Raw genomic sequence first — 19,004 nt, forward strand, 5'->3', positions numbered from 1 at the left:
CGGCGGCAGCGGCGCGGCTCGGCGTCGGCTCGGCGGCGGCAGCGGCGGCAGCGGCGCGGCACCGGCACCGGCACCGAGCATAATCGCCTCGGAACACTCCAATCCGCGGACCTTCAGCGCCCACGGTCATTGGGCACACTCATCTGGCCGGGGAGGGGTCAGTTGGTGAGGGACTAATTGAGGATGAAGAACTGGTCCGCGATCTCGACCCGGGAACCACGCGGCACCAGATAGCGCCGGCCGGGTTCGCAGCGCACCGCCACCGCATCCGGGCGACGGATGATGGTGCCATTGCCCGAGTACCGGTCACTGACCCAGAACTCGCCATCGTACTGGCCGAACTCGAGGTGGCTCTTCGACACCGAACGGCCGAGGTCGTTGATCTGCACCAGGATGTCGACGCGTTCGGTCGGCTGGGGCAGCGGCCGGCGACCGATCAGGCCGGTGCCGAGGGCCGAGATCGTCTCCCCCGTGCTGAACTGGAGCACGAACAGGGACGCGGTAGGGGCGGGGGCCGGGGCGGGTTCCGGAGCCTGGAGCGGCACTGGGCCGGGAGCATCGACCGGGGCGGACACGACCGGCACCTCGACCGGAGCCGACACAACCGGCACCTCGACCGGCACCGACACAACCGGCACCACGACCGGCACCGACTCGACCGGAGCCGACACGACCGGTACCACGACCGGCACCGACACGACCGGCACCGAGATCACGGAGCGCCGACGGAGCGGCAGGATGACCGTTGTGTCGCTGGGCCGCGGGTCCGGTCGCTTCCGGGTTAGCGGGGTGGCCGTGCTCGAGCTGCCGCATTCGCCGCAGAACATGGCGCCGACGGGAAGCTGCGCACCGCAGATCAGACAGTTCATGGGCGGGCTCCTCCCGGTGCAGGGCCGCTCCCGCTCGGGGCAGTTCGGCGAACGGATGCCCCTCCAGCGTACCGACCCAGCGAACGCAACGACACGAGGGCCCGAAGCCGGTCGGTGCGCCTGCTCCCCGCGTTGAGCGAGCGACGCAGGTCGGTGACCGCGGTCCACACGTCCTCGGCGGCGGCATTGCCCGGCCGTTCCGGGGAGAACACGGCACGGTCAACGGCGACGGCCAGTGTCAGAGGTTCCGCTCCCGGCACCAGCGCGGCCACTTCCGTGCGGGTGGCCCCCACCGGAACATCGATGCCATGGTCCACGGCGGCGTCGGTGAATTCTCGCCAGCCGCCCCGAATCCGGTCGAGCGGTGTGGACCGGGTGCGGCGCAGTTGCCGCCTGCGTGCTTTGGCCAGGGCGATCAGCAGGAGGGGCGAGATCAGTACGCCGAGACCGAGGAGCGTCCAGGCGGCGATGGTCGCCGCGGCGAGCAGGAAGACCAGCAGCGGGTTGAGCGGTTCCGGCGGGTCGTCGCTGGTGCTCTCCGGCGGGGCTGGCTCGCGCAGTTCCACCGGGTCGGGGAGGGCCGGGGGCACAACCGACTGCGGCCGGGAAACAACCGACGGGTCATCGGGGGCCCGAGCCGGGATGTCCCGCACGGCCGGGTTCGGATCGATCGTGGCCCAGCCCTCGGTAGAGGAAACCTCAATCCACGCCGAGATGTCGGAACCGACGACGGGGACCGCCTCGGCGCCGGCGGCCGCCTGCGGCACGAAGCCGATGACGACCCGGGCCGGGAAGCCGAGCCGGCGCGCCATCAGGGCCGCGGCCACGGCGTACTGCTCGGCGTCGCCAAGCATGGGCTGGTCGGTGAACAGCTCGCTGATGCGGTCGGCGCCGTGCCCGGACCGGCTCGCCGGTTCGTCCGGAAGGATGCCGTGGCTGATGTAACCATCCGTTTTCAGGCCGTCGAGCATGGCCTGCAGCTGCACACCGGGCGGGTCGCCGGCTTGCACGTAGCGGGCGAGCGTCTGTTCGACCTCGTCCGGCAGAACAGCGGGCGCAGGCAGCACGGCGCTGCCGGGTCGCAGGTCGGCCAGGCTGTCCGGTGACCGCGGGATGACGCCCACGCTCTGGTAACCATCGCCCCGGACCAGCCCGGTGAGCACCGCGGCCGTGCCGCTGTTGTCGTTGTAATAGAAGGAGTCGGAGCGCAGGATCCGGGTGGGGCCGTTGAACGTGATGCGTTCGAGCTGGCCGGCGCCGGGCACCCAGACGCCGGTGTAGCCCTCGACGGTCACCGTGAGGGTGGCCGGGTCGCCGTCGACCAGGGACTGGTCGAGACGGTCCGGCAGCCGGGTGAAGGAGCCGGACGCGCTGCTGACCTGGTCGCTGCCGACCGAGTAGACGATCCCGTCGTAGCTGTCCAGGGTGGCCAAGCGGAGGCGGCCGCCGCTCGGGAGGCCGGTCACCTCGAGGAGCACCGCATCCGCCCGCCCGGCCTGCAGGTAACCGCGGAATTCGCTCAGCGGGCTCGGGTAGTCCCGAGGGTCGAACGGCTGCTGCACCCGAGCGCGCAGCACGTCGCGCGGCACGTCGGCCGGCAGCACGACCGCGGCCCCGGTTCCCGCGGCGATCGCCACCGCCACGATCACGGCTGCGCTGACCAGCCCGCGGGCCGCCGCGAGCCGCCGGTCGGACGACGACGCCGTGCTGCGGCGGGATTGCTGCAGGGCGAGCCGCGCGCCGGAACGGCGGCGCATCCAGCGAAACCAGAGCAGCCAGAACAAGAGCACGACAAAGAGGCCGAGACCGGTTCCGATCGGCATGGTCGCGACCGTCGGGCCCAGCACGATGCCGCTGACGAACAGGATGGCGGGGGCCAGTGTGCCGAGCTCGCCGACCGGGGCGCGGAGGGCGACCGACAGCCCGATCACGGTGCTGAGCAGCACCAGAATGAAGGCGGGCACGAGCAGCGCCTGATAGGAACCGACCGGAAGCACGATGGTGACGAGCTGTTTCCAGCTCAGCGCGGTCGCGGCGAGCAGGTCGAGCAGGCCGTCCGGGGTGGGCAGGATGCCGCGCACCGCCCGACCAGGAACGGCCAGTGGCACCCCGGCGAGTAGGTAGACCCCCACGGTGGAAAGCGCCACCAGCCAGGTGCCCCAGCGGAACAGCGCCCCCAGTATGGCGACGACGGTACCCAGCCCGAAGGTGACGCCGACCAGCACGATGAACTCGCGGCTCTGATAGACCGGCCAGAGCGAGGCGCTCGCGATCAGGGTCGCCAGGAGCAGCCCGACGGTGTTGCCGACGATGAAGCGCCAGTCCAGACGGATGCCGCGGACCGCCATGCCGCCTCGGCGCGCGCCTCCGCTCCTCACCCACCGCGCGCTCATGCCGCCTTCGTTCGGGCGAGACTGTGCTGCAGGTCGTCCAGGTAGCCGATGGTGAGCACGCTCAACTCGGCCACGCGGCGGAGGCTGGGGACGGTCTCCGGGGCGCAGATCACGGCGACCACGTCGACGCCGGCCGGAAAACGGCTGGCGGCCGTGCGCACCTGCGTGAGGGTGGTGGCCGACCCGCACACCAGGAAGGCCACCGAGATGCCGGCCACGGTGTCCGCTGCGGCCCTGGCCAGCTCGCTGACCGGCAGGGCGGCCAGGGAGCGTTCCACGCCGCTGAGATCGTCGAGCAGCCGGGTGCGGGTGAGGGTGCTCAGCGGACGGAGTCCCGGCATCCGTCGTCGGCTGGAGTCCGGCGGCACCGCACTGGCGACAACGGAGACCGTGCGCGCGTCGCGGATGGCCCGCACCCCCAGGCTGCCGGCGACGCTGACGGCCATCTCGAATTCGTCCTCGCCGGCATAGTCGGACTGCGCCAGGCTGAGAGCGACCATGAGGTGGCTGCGGCGGGATTCCTCGAACTGGCGCACCATGTAGCGGCCGGTCTTCGCGGTGCTCTTCCAGTGGATGGTGCGCCGCTCATCCCCGGGCACGTATTCGCGCAGCGCGTGGAACGAGACGTCGCTGTTGGTCAGGTCACGGGTGGGATTGCCCTCAAGGTCGCGGATGAAGCCCGTGCTCATGCTCGGGATCGAGACCGTGCGCGGGTGCACGAACAGCGAGACCTGTTCGGCCCAGACGATCTCCCGGCGCAGTAGCCCGATCGGGTCGGCGCGCGCCGTCCGCACCGGACCGATCGGCATCACGCCGCGTCTGCGGGTCGGCACGATGAAGACGTCCGAAAAGTCCTCACCGCGGGCGAGGCTCGGCATCGAGAATTCGGCCAGCCCGGAGCCGACCGGCACCTCGACGCCCACGCCCGGCAGCCTCCGGCGGGTCGGGTTCCGCACGCTCACCTGGCCGGGCACCCGCTCCCCCACGACCACCCGCTCCACGGGCAGGTGCAGGTGGATCTCGAACGCGTTCCGACCGATCAGGAAACAGGATGCCGCCACCAGGAGCACGAGCCCGGCCCAGCCGATCACGATCAGCTCGGTCCAGCCCAGCGCATAGCCGAACAGGAACGAGACCCCCACGACCGCCAGGACGGCCCAGCCGAGCGGGGTGACCACGGACAAGACCGCACGCAGGGCGCCAGCGACACGAGCACCGCATTCCCGCCCGAACCGGACTCCCGCCGCGGCGAAGTCGGCCAGCCGGCCGTCACCGGAGACTGCGACCGGCAGAGTAGCGGGCGGCGCGGGCGCGAGCAGCGCAGGCGCGGTAGCTGTGCCTGCGCCCGGACCCGGCACGATCTGCGTCACGCAGCCTGCCTGTCGCTGGGCGGCGGAGTCTCGATCAGCACCCGGGCGATCACACTGGAGGCGGTGACACCGTCGAATTCGGCTTCGGGGTCGAGCACGAGCCGGTGCCCGAGCACGGCGTGAGCCAGCTCCTTGATGTCATCGGGCACCACGTAGTGGCGGCCGTTCGCGGCGGCGAGGGTCTTCGCGGTGCGGATCAGCGCGAGCGCCCCGCGCACGCTGACGCCCAGACGTACCTCGGAGCTCGTGCGGGTGCCGTCGATCAGTCGCGCCACGTAATCGTTGATGGTGGCGTCGACGTAGACGGTGCGGGCCAGGGCGGCCAGTTCGACGACGGTCGCCGCGGACACCACCGGAGGCACGGTCACCTCGTGCGCGCGCTGCCCGGCACCTTCGAGGATGCGAATGGTCGAGGCGTGGTCCGGGTAGCCGATGGAGGCCTTCATGATGAATCGGTCCAACTGCGCCTCGGGTAGCCGGTATGTGCCGGCCTGCTCGATCGGGTTCTGGGTGGCGATCACCATGAACGGGGCCGCCACCGGGTGGGTGACGCCGTCGGCGGTGATCTGACCCTCCTCCATCACCTCGAGCAGCGCGGCCTGGGTCTTCGGGCTGGCCCGGTTGATCTCGTCGGCCAGAACGATGTTGGCGAAGACCGGCCCGCGGTGGAATTCGAACGCCCCGCTGCGCTGGTCGTAGATGCTCACCCCGGTGATGTCGCCCGGCAGCAGGTCGGGGGTGAACTGCACCCGGTTGCTGGTACCGCGCACGCTCTGTGCGATGGCGCGCGCGAGCGAGGTCTTGCCGGTGCCGGGCACATCCTCGAGCAGCAGGTGTCCGCCGCTGAGAAGCGCGGTGAACGACATCTGGATGACGTGGTGCTTGCCCAGCAGCACCTGCTCGACCCCGGTCACCAGTCGGTCGAAAACGTCGGCGAACTGGGCCGCCTGCTCCGCGGTCATCGTCATGGGGTGATCACTTTCGTTGGTTCACGGCGCATAGGTATAGGTCTGATTATTCACGGTCACCGCCAGCAGCACGGCACCGGCCGGCGGGGGCGGCGCGCCGGTGCCGAACCTGCAGGTGTTCGGGGAGTCGGCATCCCGCGGGGTCACCGTGGCGTCGCCGGGCACCGAGCAGCTGTAGGCGGCGGGAAGGCCGTTGTTCTGAGGCCCATTGGTCCAGCTGATGACTCCGGTGGCCGGGTCGTAGGCAAGCCCGGTCACGGTGAAGCTGACGGAGGCCTCGGGCGCGGTCAGCGTGCCCGACCACGGCCCGCACGAGCCCCAGTCGGTACAGGCCGAAACCTGATAACGCACGATCTCACCGAACGGGAGACTCAGAAGTTCGCGCGGCCAGCCGGCCCCGCCGAAGACGACCTCGGATCTCGGAACGACCCCGCCGGAGCCGTCGACCGCGCGCAGCCGGTAGTCCCGGATGCCCGCACTCGGGTTGATCCCGTCGACGCGCAGATCCCAAGCATCGCCCCGCGCCGCCATGGTGCTCTGCACATCGGTGACAGGTCCGGGCGCCGGGCGCACGAGAACACTCGCCACCGCCGTCGGGGCGCAGCCGGCCTTGTTGTACCCCCAGACGGCGAAGTAGTAGCGGCCGTTGTCCGCGAGGAGGCTATCGAACACGGTGCTGGTCGCGTCACCGCCGAGCGCCTTCTGCTGGGCGACGATGCCGCCCTCTGTCGGTGGCTGAAGCTCCCCCGACGCGGACACCGTGCACGCCTGCGCACCCGTCGGAACCTGATCTTCGCGCAGCCGCTGCACGAAGTAGCCGCCGATGAGGGCGCCGCGGCCGTCGAACCCGTCCCACGTCACGGTCACCGCTCCGGCGGCGTCGGCCGCGCTGGCCGTGATCGCGCCGGCGCGGGCCGGGCCGAACGGCGTCGCACTCCCCACCGCGCTGTTCCAACCGGCCAGGGCCGGGTAGGCGTCGTTGCGGGCGCTGACCGTAAAGGGAGTGTTCACGCCGTTGACGAGGCCCATCACGTCGACGGAGCAGGTTCCCGCCGCGCAACTCGATCCGGAAGCGCTGACCTCCTCCTGGACGGCGCCGTTCCGGGTCACCACATAGCCGCGAATCGCCGTCCCGCCGCCCACCGGGGCAACGGTGTTCCAGCGCAGGCGCAGCCCGCCGTCGAGCGGCTCCGCAACCAGGCCGGTCGGCGCGGTCGGCACCGAGTCGGACCAGACCCGATCGGACAGCACGGTCGCCTCGGACAGCCCGATCCCGTTCTGCGCGGCGACCGACACTCGCAGAGCATTGCCCTGGCCGTTGCCGGGCGTCGCGACCTGGCAGGAGGTCGCTGAGCAGAGCGAGTTGGACAGCACGGCCCCCGACGCGGCGTCGAGGAGGGAAATCTGATACCCGGTGATCGCCGAGTTGTTGAAGGCCCCGGCGTTGAACGAGAAGGACAGGCCCCGATCGAAGAAGCCGGTGACGCGCAGGCTGGACACCGGGTCAGGTTTGTCCTGCACCGAGATGCGCACGGTGCCCCAGGCGTAGCGGGCAGGGTCGTTCGTCGCGTCGGCCACCTGGTACTGCAGGGTCAGGTCGGTCGGCGCGGCATCCGAGGCAACCCGGACCGACAGCCGGCTTCGGTCCGTGCTGGGCGTGATGCTCACCCCGGCCGGAACGGCGCCGCCGTCCAGGCCGCGCACCGCGAGCACGCGCAGCGGCACGGACGGGAACGGATTGGTGGCGCCGTCGTTCGCGAGCACGTCGACGACGGTCGTGCGACCGCGGGGAGCGACCGCGGCATCCGTCACGGGGATGGCAACGGGTCGCATTGACGCGACCACGCGCAGGTCGACCCGGCCGGCTCGGCCCTCCTGAACGCCGTCGCGCACGCCGATCGTGATCGTGCTCCGCGCGCCCTTCGGGGTGGATTCCGTGGCGCGCAGGGTGAGCGTCTGCCCGTCGAGCGCATAGCTGAAACCGGTCGGAAGCGGGTCGAGCACGGTGTACGCCAGCTCAGGTTGGTCGTTCGGATATGGGTAACTGGTGAGTCGGGTCAGGTCGATGACCTTCTCCTGGTCGGGCTCGAACTCGAGCACCGCTCCATTGAAACCGGGCGGCTGATTCTCGCGGGGCGTGACCTCGATGGGCAGCACGATGGTCGCCGTGCGCCCATCCGGGTCTTCAGGCCCCGAACCGTCGGTGACCTCGAACGAAATGGACGCCGGCCCGAAGTATTTATCGGTGCTCGCGAACGCGAGGCCGGTGTCGTTCCGGGCGAGGTCGGCCCCGTCCGAATGCGTCGCCCGCACGAGGCTGCGGTCGGTGAGGCGCACCTTTTTTCCGCCGACCGCGACGACATAGTCGTTGATGTCGATGGAGAGCAGCGCCTCGCTCTGCACGGTCAGCGGCGGGGCACCGCGGCGCACCTGGGGTAGGGCGTCGTCGGTCCCGGGAACCCAGATGAACGCGTAGGACACGATGCTCGCGTCCTCCGGGTGCGTCACCGCGAACGGGATGATCTGGCTGGTCGAGCCCACCGTGACCCGGATGCGCCGGGCCGGCGTCACCTCGGCGATTCCCGAGAAACGCTCGGGCACCGTCAGAGCTAATGCGGTGGCCGGCCCTTCCGCGAAGAAGACGTTGGCCAGCACGTCGACGTCGACGGTCCGGGCCTCGAGCACGTCGGACAGCGGCACGTGAGTGTCGCGTGCATCCGGACGCGAGCGCGGGGCGTCCTCGCGGACCACGACCGTGAGGAAGGTGGAACTCGTTCCGCCCCGCACGTTCTGGATTTCATAGATGAAGCCGTAGCGGCCCGGTGTCACGGGTGAGGTCACGGCCACGGTGTCGCCGTCGACGACGGCGGTGCCCGAGTCGGCCTCGCCGCTCGCCTGGCCGCTCGCCTCCACGCCGGTGATGCTCAGGGTGCCGCCGTCGGGGTCGGAGTCGTTGCCGAGCACCCGCACGGCAATCGTGCTGCCGGGGCGCACCACGACTTCATCCGGAGTGGCGACCGGGTTGCGGGCGCCGTCGAGGCGCGGGCTGATCCCCACCCGCACGGTGCCGACGGCCCGGGCCCCGAGCGCGTCGACCACCGAGTAACTGAACGTGTCCGTGCCGGCCGAGTACTCCCCGGCCGTGTAGTCGAGCGAGTCCACGCCTGTGACCGTGACCGACCCCTTCTCCGGACTGGTCTCCTGGCCGACCAGTTGCACGGAGTCGCCGTCGGTGTCGATGCCGGACAGCGGGATCGGGATGCTCACCGTGTCCCCGGCGAGCACACGGGCCGTCACGGTTTTCGGCACGGGGGCGCTGTTCGAGGTGGGATCGGCTTCCCGCACCGCGATGCTGACCTCGGCGTTCGCGAACTGGCCGTCTGGGGCGTTCACTCGGTAGACGGCGGTGACGTTGCCGGCCGTGTCCGGCGCCAGGAACCGCAGCACCCGGCCCGAGACGAAGAGCAGACCGCCGCCAGCGGGCAGTTCGGTCGCGAGCTCCGGCGCCAGGGTGAGGGTGTCGCCCTCGGGATGCTCGTCATTCGCGAGCACGGGGATGTCGATGGCGTCGCCGACGCGCACGGAGATCGAGTCCGGCACGGCGATCGGGGCCTGCTTTTGGGCCGGCGGCGGGATCTCGATCACGGTCACCGTGCCCGCGGCGTCGGCGAGGCCGTTGCTGACCCGGTAGCCGAACACGGCCGTACCGCCCTCGAGGGGTTTGGTCAAGGTCACGCGCAGGATGCGCTGGTCGAGGATCTCGATTCGAAGCCCGCTGTCGGCGGGGACATCCGTGATGCCCGTCACCAGGAGTACCCCACCGGCCGGATCGGAGTCCGTGGCGAGCACGTCCACGAGGGTGGCCTGCTGGCCGCGGATGAATGCGGTGTGCGGCACGGTGACGGGGGCGCTGCTGGCGTCGGGCGCGGCCGTCACGTTCACGCGGATGCGGCCGGTGGCGGTGAGTTCGCCATCCGTCACCGCGTACTCGATCTCGTGCACCCCCACCACGCTGCTCTGCAACCGGAAGGTGCCGGCGTCGAAGTCCGCAGTGATGTTCACCTCGGGTTTGGCCGGCACGCTGCTCAGGCGCAGCGGCGCCGATCCACCGCGCACATGCTCCAGCGGCGACACGGTCACCTCGCTGGCGGCGGTCGCAAGCACCACGAACGCCTCGGCGACGATGGGAACCGAGCCGCTCGGCCGCACCATCACCGAGAGCGCGCCGGCCCCGTCGGCACGGCCGTCGGAGACGGTGAGGCCCACCGTTTTCGCGCTCCCGCCCGCGCCGGCATCCGTGTAGACGACGGACCCGGCCGGCGTGAAGCTGACCTGGTCCGGTGCGGGCGCGGTCGCCGCCGCCAGATAGAACGGGTCGCCGTCCGGGTCGACCCAGTCGCCCAGCACCGCCGTGGTCACCCGTCCATTGGCGCGCACCGTGGTGTTCGTCGTGCGGGCCTGCACGGGTGCGGCGTTCTCCTCGGGGGAACGCACCGCGACCGTGACCGTCGCCGAGGCGCTCCCGCCGCGCCCGTCGTCGATGATGTAGTCGAAGCTCAGTGATCCGGATGCCTCCGGCGTGAGGGTCAGCTGCACCTGCTGAGTGTCCGCCACGAGCTCGAGCCGCCCGGCCGACTCGGGCACGGGGGTGAGCGCCGAGATCACCAGCACGTCGCCGTTGGGGTCGAAGTCGTTGAGCAGCACGGGCAGAGTGACGGTGCGTCCCGGCCGGCCGCCGAAAGCGTCATCGACAGCGACGGGTGGCACCTGGGACTTCTCGAACTCCGGCGGGGTGTCGTCAGCCGCCTGCTCGACCTGCTGCTGATCGGGGTCGGTGTCGATCAGTTCGGCCCAGTTGTCGATCAGTTCGTTGCCCTGCTGCACGGCCCAGGTCGTGCCGTTGCGGGCGTCGTTCAGCACGAGTCCGGTTCCGTTCCGGCGGAAGACCAGCCGGGCGTCCCCGGCGACGCCGGACAGGGTGGCGGTGGCGCCGTCGCTTCCGGTGCCGCCCTCCGCGCCGGCCGCCGCGCAGTCGCGCCAGACGGTGCCGTCCGACCAGGCGGCATGGGCGCAGTAGGCGTCCTGTACGGGCGCGGCGGCGTCCCCGCTCCGGCCGGTGACGAGCGGAGCGGGGACGCCGGCACGGGGCACCGCAATGAGCCCCTCACGGTGGGCGATGAGAACGCGGTCGCCCGTCACGCTCGGCTCCGACAGGACGGGCTCATCCCCGGAACGGATGCTCCCGGACAGGTCTTCAACCCCCTCCGCCTGGAACAGTCGCCGGCTCGAGGCGTTGAGCAGCGCCCACCGGCCGTCGACGCTGGTCAGCTGGTAGCGGTCATCCGTTTCGCCGGCCGTGAGCGTGACCGTGCTGGTAATGGTGTCCGCGGTGAGCAGGTCGACCTGGGAGAGTTCCCCCGTCGCCGGCGTGAAGGCGAACAGCACGCCGGCCTCGTCGAGGCTGACCACGGAGCCGGCGCCGAAGGCCAGCGTCGGCTCGGTGGTGCTGTCGAACTCGGACAGCTGGCTCGCGGTCACGCTCCAGACGTCGCCGTTCGCGGTGACCACCGCCCGGTCGCCGGCCAAGAAGACCGAAGCAGCGTCCGGCGGCAGGGCCACGCTGTCGGCCACCTCCGCGGTCGCGGGGTCGAGGATGTCGAGGGCGCTGTTGCCACGGTCCAGCACCAGCACGGTGGCGCCCCGTTGCACCACGTCGAGGCTGGTGCTTCCGGCGCTGACCACCGTGTTCAGTTCGAAGACGGCCGTATTCGCTCGCCCGACGACCTGGCGCGCCTCGTTACTCACCCAGACGGCCGCGTCTCCGAGGTCGAGGCGCTGCGCGGTGTATCCACCGGAGGCGATGGCCACGGTGGCAATGACGGCCACGACCACGGTGCCGCTGAGCGCGGTGGCGAAGAGCGAGCGGTGGCGGGCGAGCCAGCGACGGATCACCCGGCGCCGCCGGACGCGCCCGGAAGGCCGGTGTCGACGCATTTTTCCCCGCTCGGAGCGCCGAGCTTGCCGTCCCGGTTGACCGTGACGGTCACACAGACCCGAGATTGTCCCTGCGGGTCGACCCGGAATTCCGTTCCCCGCTGGATGCTGCTCTGACCGCTGCGCAGGGTCACCACGAAGGTGTCGCCGTCCCGGACCCCGGGGTCGGCCCAGCTGAACACGATGGTTCCAGAGCGGAGCGCGCCATCCACATCACTCACCAGAGGGATGTCGGTGCCGGCCTGGGTCACCAGCACGGTCGCCGCCGTGGTCGCGAGTCCCACGATGATCACCGCCGCAGACACGAGTCCCCATACCGTGAGCGTGCGCCTCCGCTTCTTGGGCCGGGTGGTCACAGTGTCCCCCTGCGGGCCGGTGGTCAGCTGCCCTGTACTCAGCAGTGCCGAGGTCGCCGAGCGCGCGCCGAGGCCGGTTGGCGACGCCTTCCGGCGGCGGCGGCCGGCGTAGGCATCGACTGAGTTGATGCCCGTGATCCGGGTCCGGTCCTCCTGGTCGGCGGGGGCAGCGACGGCCCAGCCGTCCTGCTCCACCTCGAGGGGCGTCTGCGCGAGACCGAGTTCGGCCTCCACCGATTGAAGCTCTCGGATGAGTTCCAGCACGCTCGGCTGCCGCAGTTCCGGCCGCCGCGACATCGAGCGATTCAGGATGGCGCCGAGCCGGGCCGGCACGTCGGCGCGGTCGAGCGGCGGCACGCGGGCCTTGTGGATGCGGGCCATCATCTGGGCCGAACCGTTCTCGGTACCGGCCACTTCGAACGGGGACATACCGGCCAGGAGCGAGTAGAGGGTGGCGCCGAGCGACCACACCTCCGAGGCGACCGACCCGGAGATCTCGCCGAGCAGCACCTCAGGGGCCGACCACGGAATGGAGAGCCCGATGGCGTCGCTCCTCTCGGCCTCGCCGAGGGTGGCAGCGATCCCGAAGTCCGACAGCACCGGGTGCCCATACGCGGTGACCAGGATGTTGGACGGCTTCAGGTCCCGGTGGAGCACCCCGGACCGGTGCGCGGTCTCGACGGCGCTCGCTATCTTCACACCGATCCGCAGGGTATCCGGCACCGAGAGCGGTTCAAAGCGGTAGCGCTGGCTGAGGGTCGAGGAGCAGTACTCCATGACGAGATACGGTCGTCCGTCCGCGGAGACGCTCGCCTGGAAAACCGTGAGAATCGACGGATGCGAGCTCAGCTGGGCCATCAGGTTGGCCTCGGCCTGGAATAGCTGGCGCACGTGATCGTTGACGATCTCGGACAGGAGTACCTTGACCGCGACCTGGCGCCTGGGCATGTTCTGCTCATAGAGGAACACGTCGGCGAAACCGCCGGATCCGAGCGGACGGAGATAGGAGAATCCCGGCAGGTTCGGCGGCGTGGAGGGTAAGCGCCGTGCCATGTCGCCTCCCGGTGTCATCATCAGTGCGGGTCGTGCGTGAATAGGCGCATATCGACCGGGTGACTCGACAGGCGCTCCCTAATTTTAGGTGTCTCGCTGCCGGACGGGCGGTAGAAAGCTACCCCAACTCTGGGGGTACGACATCGCCGACGGTGATCACGTCGAGCACGATCACCGTGACGTTGTCGCGGCCACCGTTGTCGAGCGCGGCTTCCAAGAGAGCCCTGGCCGCGTCATCCGCCCGCGGGTTGGAGATCAAGAAATGACGGATGCCGTACGCCGTCAGCTCCTTGGTCAGGCCGTCGGAGCAGATCAGGAGCCGCATCCCGGCCTGCAGGGGGCGGATGCGATAGTCGGGCACGGGCGGTTCGTGGAAGCCCACGGCGCGGGTGACGATGTTGCCGTGCGGGTGCACATCCGCTTCGTCCCTGGTGATCCGGCCCGCGTCCACGAGTTCCTGGACCACGGAGTGGTCGGTGGTGACCTGCTCCAGCACGCCGGAGGTGAGCTGGTACACCCGGGAGTCGCCGATGTTGAACACGATCCACTGCGGCTCGCCGGAGACGACGGCCAGCGCGGCGCCCGTCACGGTCGTTCCGGTGCCAAGGTCGGTCACACCCTCGCCCGAGGCCATGTCGACGACGGAACGGCTGAGCGCGTCGTTGATCGCCTCCGCTTCGACGTGGTCCGTTCCGGCGAGCTCGGCCAGCCGGGTCACGACGGCGGCGCTGGCGACGTCGCCGGCGGAGTGACCGCCCATGCCGTCGGCGACCGCGAAGACGGGAATTTCGGCGACGAGGCTGTCTTCGTTGATCTGGCGGCGGTGCCCGGTGTCGGTGATCGCCGCCCAGGCCAGCGTCACGGTTTTCTGCACCGATGGAAGTACGACGATGGAACCGGTTGAGCCTTGACCAATCTGGGTCACGGTTGTGCCTTCCGAAATTGCCGTGCGATTACTGACCGGGCGTGTTGCCGGCTGCGGGGAGGATCTCGATGATATTACCGTCCCCTAAGTGCACCGTCGTACCGGGCAGCACTGCGAGCGATTGGCCGGAATGGAGCCGTTGCCTGCGCCCGCGTGGCGGTGCCACCACGGTGCCGTTCGTGGAACCGAGGTCGGTGACGACGACAGAGCCGCCCTCCTGTCGTATTTCCACGTGGGTTCCGGAGACGGCGGAGGTGGGCGAGGCAACCTCGATCAGCCGCACCGGCGCGGTGGCACTGATGCGCGGCGCTCGCGGTCGGCGACCGAGCCGGCAGGGAAGGTCCAGCGGGATCTCCTCCCCGTTCGGCAGCCGGAACGCAAAGCGAGCCTCGGCGGCCCGGACCCGTGCGCCGGCCGCAGGCCCGGGCTGCCCGGGCGCCCGGACGTCGGAGATCAGGGTGTCGGCCCCGGCCGGGCGGGCGAGAACGGTGTCGGCGTCCGCCGCGCGGCCCGCGGCGCCGGAGCGCACGATCGTGGCATCGTCGGCAGGTGAATCGTCAGTCAGCGCAGCGTCGGCCTGCGCTGCGTCGGCCTGCGCAGCGTCGGCCTGCGCTGCCTCGGATTGGCTGTGCTCTGCCAGCGACCAGAACAGGGTGTTCGCGAACACGGATCCGAGCCCGAATGGTCGGCCGGAGTCGAGGGCGCGCGAGGAGGCCACGGGTCGCCCGGTGGAACCCACCGTGAGACCGGTCACGGCCCGGAAGTCGGCCAGCAGCCAGGGGCGAATGCTGGCGTCCGAGAACCGGCGCGACCCACCGACCGAGTACACGTCGACCGCGACTTCGCCGCGAAGGACCACGGAGACGGGGATGCCGTCCTCGTCCGTGGGAGCGCGCTGAATGATCACCGCAAAATGCTCGACGGCGTGCTCGCCACCGAGTGGCAACAGGGCGACGAGCTCTTCGGCTTCGACGTGGGGTGCCGTCACCAGCGCGGCCAGGGTCAGGGTGATGCCCGACGGGGTGCCGGCGGGCAGGGCGGCGATGAAGCCGCGCCCCACGACGAAGATCCAGGCGGCTTCGGTGCCGAGACCGGTTTCGTATCCGACGCGCCCCACGGGAATGGTGCCTTTCCGTTACGTTGACGATCAATATTCGGACGCCGATTCAGTGGCCGATCAGGTCGGTGGCCGATGTATGACATGGCGTGCGTGATTTGCGCGTAGTCCGCGAACTCGTACATCGACAGGTCTTTACCGTAGCCGGAGTGCGTGAGTCCGCCGTGCGGCATCTCCGCGACGAGGCCATTGCTCCCGCCGCCGACACAATCGAGCAGTGGGCCGCGGCGCGGGATGAACGTCCGTTCCGGCCACCACGTCGATCCGAACCGAGCCGAGGATCAACTCCGTCCCGAACGAATTCGACGGAGATTCTGGCTGGATCGGCCCTGAACCCGCCAAAGCAGCTGGTTATAACCAAAATCTCCGTCGAATTGGTTATCCACGGTGGCCGCCGATGACGAAATTGCGAAGGTCGCGTGCGCTCACGGGACTCCCGAGTGGTTCGATGAGCCGGCGGAACCTCCCCATTAGCGACTATCCCAGCGGCGGGAACCGAGCCTGAACCAGGCAAACTCCCAAGGATTCCGTTGTGTTTGACGTGAATTGCTGCGGAATCGCTTGCCTGAGGTCACTCCCGCTGGCATACTCGCTGGATGAGCGTAAACGGGCGCAATGCGGGCAGGCCGGCAGCACTGGATGAGGTCTCGAAGAAGATCATCGAGCAGCTCCAGAACGACGGCCGACGCTCGTATGCCGAAATCGGCAAGGCGGTGGGCCTGAGCGAGGCCGCAGTGCGGCAGCGCGTGCAGAAATTGACGGATGCCGGCGTCATGCAGGTCGTCGCCGTCACCGACCCGATGCAGCTGGGCTTCTACCGCCAGGCCATGATCGGCATCCGCGCGACCGGGGACACTCGACTGCTCGCGGACCGGCTGTCCGCCATTCCGGCCGTCGACTACGTCGTCCTGACGGCCGGATCCTTCGACCTGCTGGTCGAAGTTGTCTGCGAGGACGACGACGAGCTGATCGACCTCCTCAATTCACAGATCCGTGGTCTCGAGGGCGTCAGCTCCACCGAGACCTTCGTTTATCTCAAACTCCACAAGCAGTTCTACAACTGGGGAACACGGTAAAAAAAATGACAATCACATTAGCCACCACCGACTCCGCCGCGCCCGTCGCCGCAGTCGCCGCCGAAGTTGCCACCGACAGCACCGGCGACACCACAGCCGAGGTGTCGGCCACACCCCGCGTCTACACGGATGCAGAGAACGCCACCCTGCAGCAGAAGGCGAAAGACCACCTCTGGATGCACTTCTCGCGCCAGTCCGTGCTCGAAAGCGGCCACGGCGTGCCGATCATCACCAAGGGTGTCGGCCACCACATCTGGGACTCGAACGGCAAGAAGTACATCGACGGCCTGAGCGGGCTGTTCACCGTCAATGCCGGCCACGGCCGCAAGCGGCTCGCCCAGGTGGCGGCGAAGCAGGCCGAGGAACTCGCGTTCTTCCCAATCTGGTCCTACGCCCACCCGAGCGCCATCGAACTAGCCGATCGTCTGGCCGCAAACGCGCCCGGCGACCTCAACCGGGTCTTCTACTCGACCGGAGGCGGCGAGGCCGTGGAGACCGCCTTCAAGCTGGCCAAGTACTACTGGAAGCTGCAGGGTCGCCCCACCAAGCACAAGGTCATCTCCCGCAACGTGGCCTACCACGGCACCCCGCAGGGCGCCTTGGCCATTACGGGCATCCCGGCCATGAAGGAAATGTTCGAACCGGTCACCCCCGGCGGATTCCGCGTCCCGAACACCAACTTCTACCGCGCCGACGAGCTGGGTTCCGGGCTCGGTGACGACGTGGAGAAGTTTGGCCTGTGGGCCGCCAACCGCATCGAAGAGATGATTCAGTTCGAGGGCCCGGAGACCGTGGCCGCGGTGTTCCTGGAACCCGTGCAGAACTCTGGTGGCTGCTTCCCGCCGCCCCCCGGCTACTTCAAGCGGGTGCGCGAGATCTGCGACCAGTACGACGTGCTGCTGGTGGCCGACGAGGTCATCACCGCTTTCGGACGCATCGGCAACATGTTCGCATCCACGACCTTCGGGATCGAGCCGGACATGATCACCTGCGCGAAGGGCATGACCAGCGGCTACTCCCCGATCGGCGCCACCATTATCAGCGACCGCATCTACGAGCCCTTCAAGCACGGTGACACGACCTTTTATCACGGTTACACTTTCGGTGGCCACCCGGTTTCCGCGGCCGTGGCCATGGCCAACCTCGACATCTTCGAGGAGGAAAAGCTCAACGAGAACGTGCGTGAGAACTCGCCACTTTTCCGGGCCGAGCTCGAGAAGCTGCTCGCCCTGCCGATCGTGGGCGACGTGCGCGGCGAGGGCTACTTCTTCGGAATCGAGCTGGTGAAGGACAAGGTCACCAAGGAGACCTTCAACGACGCCGAGTCTGAGCGCCTGCTGCGCGGCTACCTCTCCAAGGCGTTGTTCGAGGCCGGGCTGTACTGCCGTGCCGACGACCGCGGAGACCCCGTCGTGCAGCTCGCTCCCCCGCTGACCATCGGCCCGGCCGAATTCAGCGAGATCGGCGACATCCTGTACGGCGTGCTGTCGGAGGCGCCCAAGTACCTGTAGCCGCTACGGCCAACCGGATGCCTGAAGCCGGTTACCTGCCGCCAAAAGTCCGATAGCGGCATTCCGCTCAGGCGTTTTCGGGTTCGTCCGGGGGGACCGCAAACGCCCAGTCTGGTAGGTGCCCCGAACCGAAAACGGTGTGGAGCAACTCAGCCATGCCGTACTGCCGGTCAATGGCGAGTGCCTGGTCGACGAAGATTCCGGCGACCGACCCGCGCCCCATCGCCCACGACAGCCAGGCCAGCATGCACAGCGGCGCCGGTCTGGCCGTGCGCGGCGCCAGAGCGACCAGCACCTTCAGCAGTCGGATCGCCGGCTCGATGCGTTCGGGGTCGGGGCGCTCCCGGCCGAGCCCGAGCATAAGGTCGCTCGTGACCCGGGAGTGCGGGCTGTCGAGTCCGTCGGACTGCTCCTCAGCGATGATGTCGTCCAGGCTCCGCCCCGTGGCTCGCTGCAGGATGGCATACCGCAGGTTGAGGCAGTGCGTGTTGCGGCCGACCGTCTCTCCGAAGGCGAATTGCAGCATCATCTGGTCCCGGCAGGCCGGCCCCTGCATCAGGAACAGCAACGCGGCCGCGTCGTCAAGCCCCAGGTTCTGCGGGTCAAAACCGAGCGCCGCCTCCGCGGCCACCACCGGGTCAAGGATGTCACCGGCCAGCTCAAGCAGTTCGGGCATTGTGCCGGCCTGGCCACCGAGGCGTTGATAGCGCGCCAGCCGGCGGCCGAGCCGCTCTCTCATCGACGGGTCGACCACCGGCAAGTCCGCGCGACTCTGCAGCGTCGCGAGGTCGCGGCGAACCTCGTCGGGGATGGCCCGGTGCACCTCGGAGGCGGCGATCGCGCGGAGCGGATGCCCGCCGGCCGGGCAGTCCGGGTCGAAGTACGAGCCCCACCCGTCGGCGGCCACGCACAGGGCGTCGCGAAGCAGGAAACCGGAGAGCCGGGCGCGAGCGCACAGCACCTCGACGAAGCGTTCCTGCGGCAGGCCGGCCACAGCCACGATGTTCTCGTCGCTGTAGACGACGGGCACCAGCGCGTCGACGTCCGGGATCTTGCAGAGCGTTCCCACGAGCGTGGTGGCGATGCGCTTGAGCACCTTCTCCGGTGCCGCAGGGTCGGGCAGGTTGAACCGCATCGCCCCGCAGGTACGGTTGCCACGGAAGGCGACGAGCACCAGGCTCTTCTCGGGCAAGAACCCGGCGAGCTGCGGCACGAGCGCGAGGAAGTCATGTGCTTCCCTGGTCTTGACGATTGTCCTGTTCATGGGTCCACCCTCTCCGGAGCCGCCTCCACCTCCCGATCCGGGCCGGGTCGGTGCACGACTCGGCGGATTCACATTCTGGGGAGGACTGGCCACGTACTCTGGTTCAGA

11 protein-coding genes are annotated in these 19,004 nt (G+C 69.4%); 2 read left to right on the forward strand and 9 right to left on the reverse strand.

The genetic code is table 11. The annotated features are described in order from the left end of the window. Positions 1–173: 173 nt before the first annotated feature. The 8 genes from E3T25_RS16920 to E3T25_RS14390 all read right to left on the reverse strand — a co-directional run bounded on the left by E3T25_RS16920 (position 174) and on the right by E3T25_RS14390 (position 15,045). Positions 174–869, reverse strand: a complete 696-nt coding sequence (locus E3T25_RS16920) for an FHA domain-containing protein (protein WP_166786022.1) — start codon at positions 867–869, stop codon at positions 174–176. Next, entirely contained in the window at positions 866–3,262 is a 2,397-nt protein-coding gene (locus E3T25_RS14360; RefSeq protein ID WP_241980908.1) for a transglutaminase-like domain-containing protein, read from the reverse strand. Before E3T25_RS14360 ends, E3T25_RS16920 begins: the two co-directional genes overlap by 4 nt. Further along, a complete protein-coding gene (locus tag E3T25_RS14365; RefSeq protein WP_241973053.1) occupies positions 3,259–4,632 on the reverse strand; it encodes a DUF58 domain-containing protein in 1,374 nt (457 codons plus the stop codon). Before E3T25_RS14365 ends, E3T25_RS14360 begins: the two co-directional genes overlap by 4 nt. Next, positions 4,629–5,600 carry an AAA family ATPase gene (locus tag E3T25_RS14370; RefSeq protein ID WP_134375045.1) on the reverse strand — a complete coding sequence of 324 codons (972 nt, stop codon included), beginning with the start codon at positions 5,598–5,600 and terminating at the stop codon, positions 4,629–4,631. Before E3T25_RS14370 ends, E3T25_RS14365 begins: the two co-directional genes overlap by 4 nt. Positions 5,601–5,621: 21 nt before the next feature. Continuing rightward, positions 5,622–11,552, reverse strand: coding sequence for an Ig-like domain-containing protein (locus tag E3T25_RS14375; protein ID WP_134375047.1), 5,931 nt, complete (start codon positions 11,550–11,552; stop codon positions 5,622–5,624). Next, positions 11,549–13,003 carry a serine/threonine-protein kinase gene (locus tag E3T25_RS14380; RefSeq protein WP_134375049.1) on the reverse strand — a complete coding sequence of 485 codons (1,455 nt, stop codon included), beginning with the start codon at positions 13,001–13,003 and terminating at the stop codon, positions 11,549–11,551. Before E3T25_RS14380 ends, E3T25_RS14375 begins: the two co-directional genes overlap by 4 nt. A 118-nt stretch (positions 13,004–13,121) precedes the next feature. Then, on the reverse strand, positions 13,122–13,928 hold the full coding sequence (locus E3T25_RS14385; RefSeq protein WP_104099634.1) for a PP2C family protein-serine/threonine phosphatase: 807 nt from the start codon (positions 13,926–13,928) through the stop codon (positions 13,122–13,124). Positions 13,929–13,956: 28 nt separating this feature from the next. Then, a complete protein-coding gene (locus tag E3T25_RS14390; RefSeq protein ID WP_134375051.1) occupies positions 13,957–15,045 on the reverse strand; it encodes an FHA domain-containing protein in 1,089 nt (362 codons plus the stop codon). Positions 15,046–15,641: 596 nt separating this feature from the next. Between E3T25_RS14390 and E3T25_RS14395 the strand changes: the two genes are divergently transcribed. Both E3T25_RS14395 and E3T25_RS14400 read left to right on the forward strand, forming a co-directional pair. Beyond that, positions 15,642–16,121 (forward strand): Lrp/AsnC family transcriptional regulator, encoded by a 480-nt coding sequence (locus E3T25_RS14395; protein WP_104099637.1) that lies wholly within the window; start codon positions 15,642–15,644, stop codon positions 16,119–16,121. A gap of 5 nt (positions 16,122–16,126) precedes the next feature. Next, positions 16,127–17,632, forward strand: coding sequence for an aspartate aminotransferase family protein (locus E3T25_RS14400; protein WP_104099638.1), 1,506 nt, complete (start codon positions 16,127–16,129; stop codon positions 17,630–17,632). A 67-nt stretch (positions 17,633–17,699) separates the two neighbouring features. Here the strand turns inward: E3T25_RS14400 and E3T25_RS14405 are convergent, their stop codons facing one another. After that, positions 17,700–18,896 (reverse strand): DUF4192 domain-containing protein, encoded by a 1,197-nt coding sequence (locus E3T25_RS14405; RefSeq protein ID WP_134375053.1) that lies wholly within the window; start codon positions 18,894–18,896, stop codon positions 17,700–17,702. Positions 18,897–19,004 lie beyond the last annotated feature (108 nt).

The organism is Cryobacterium sandaracinum (genome assembly GCF_004403415.1).
Taxonomy (GTDB): domain Bacteria; phylum Actinomycetota; class Actinomycetes; order Actinomycetales; family Microbacteriaceae; genus Cryobacterium; species Cryobacterium sandaracinum.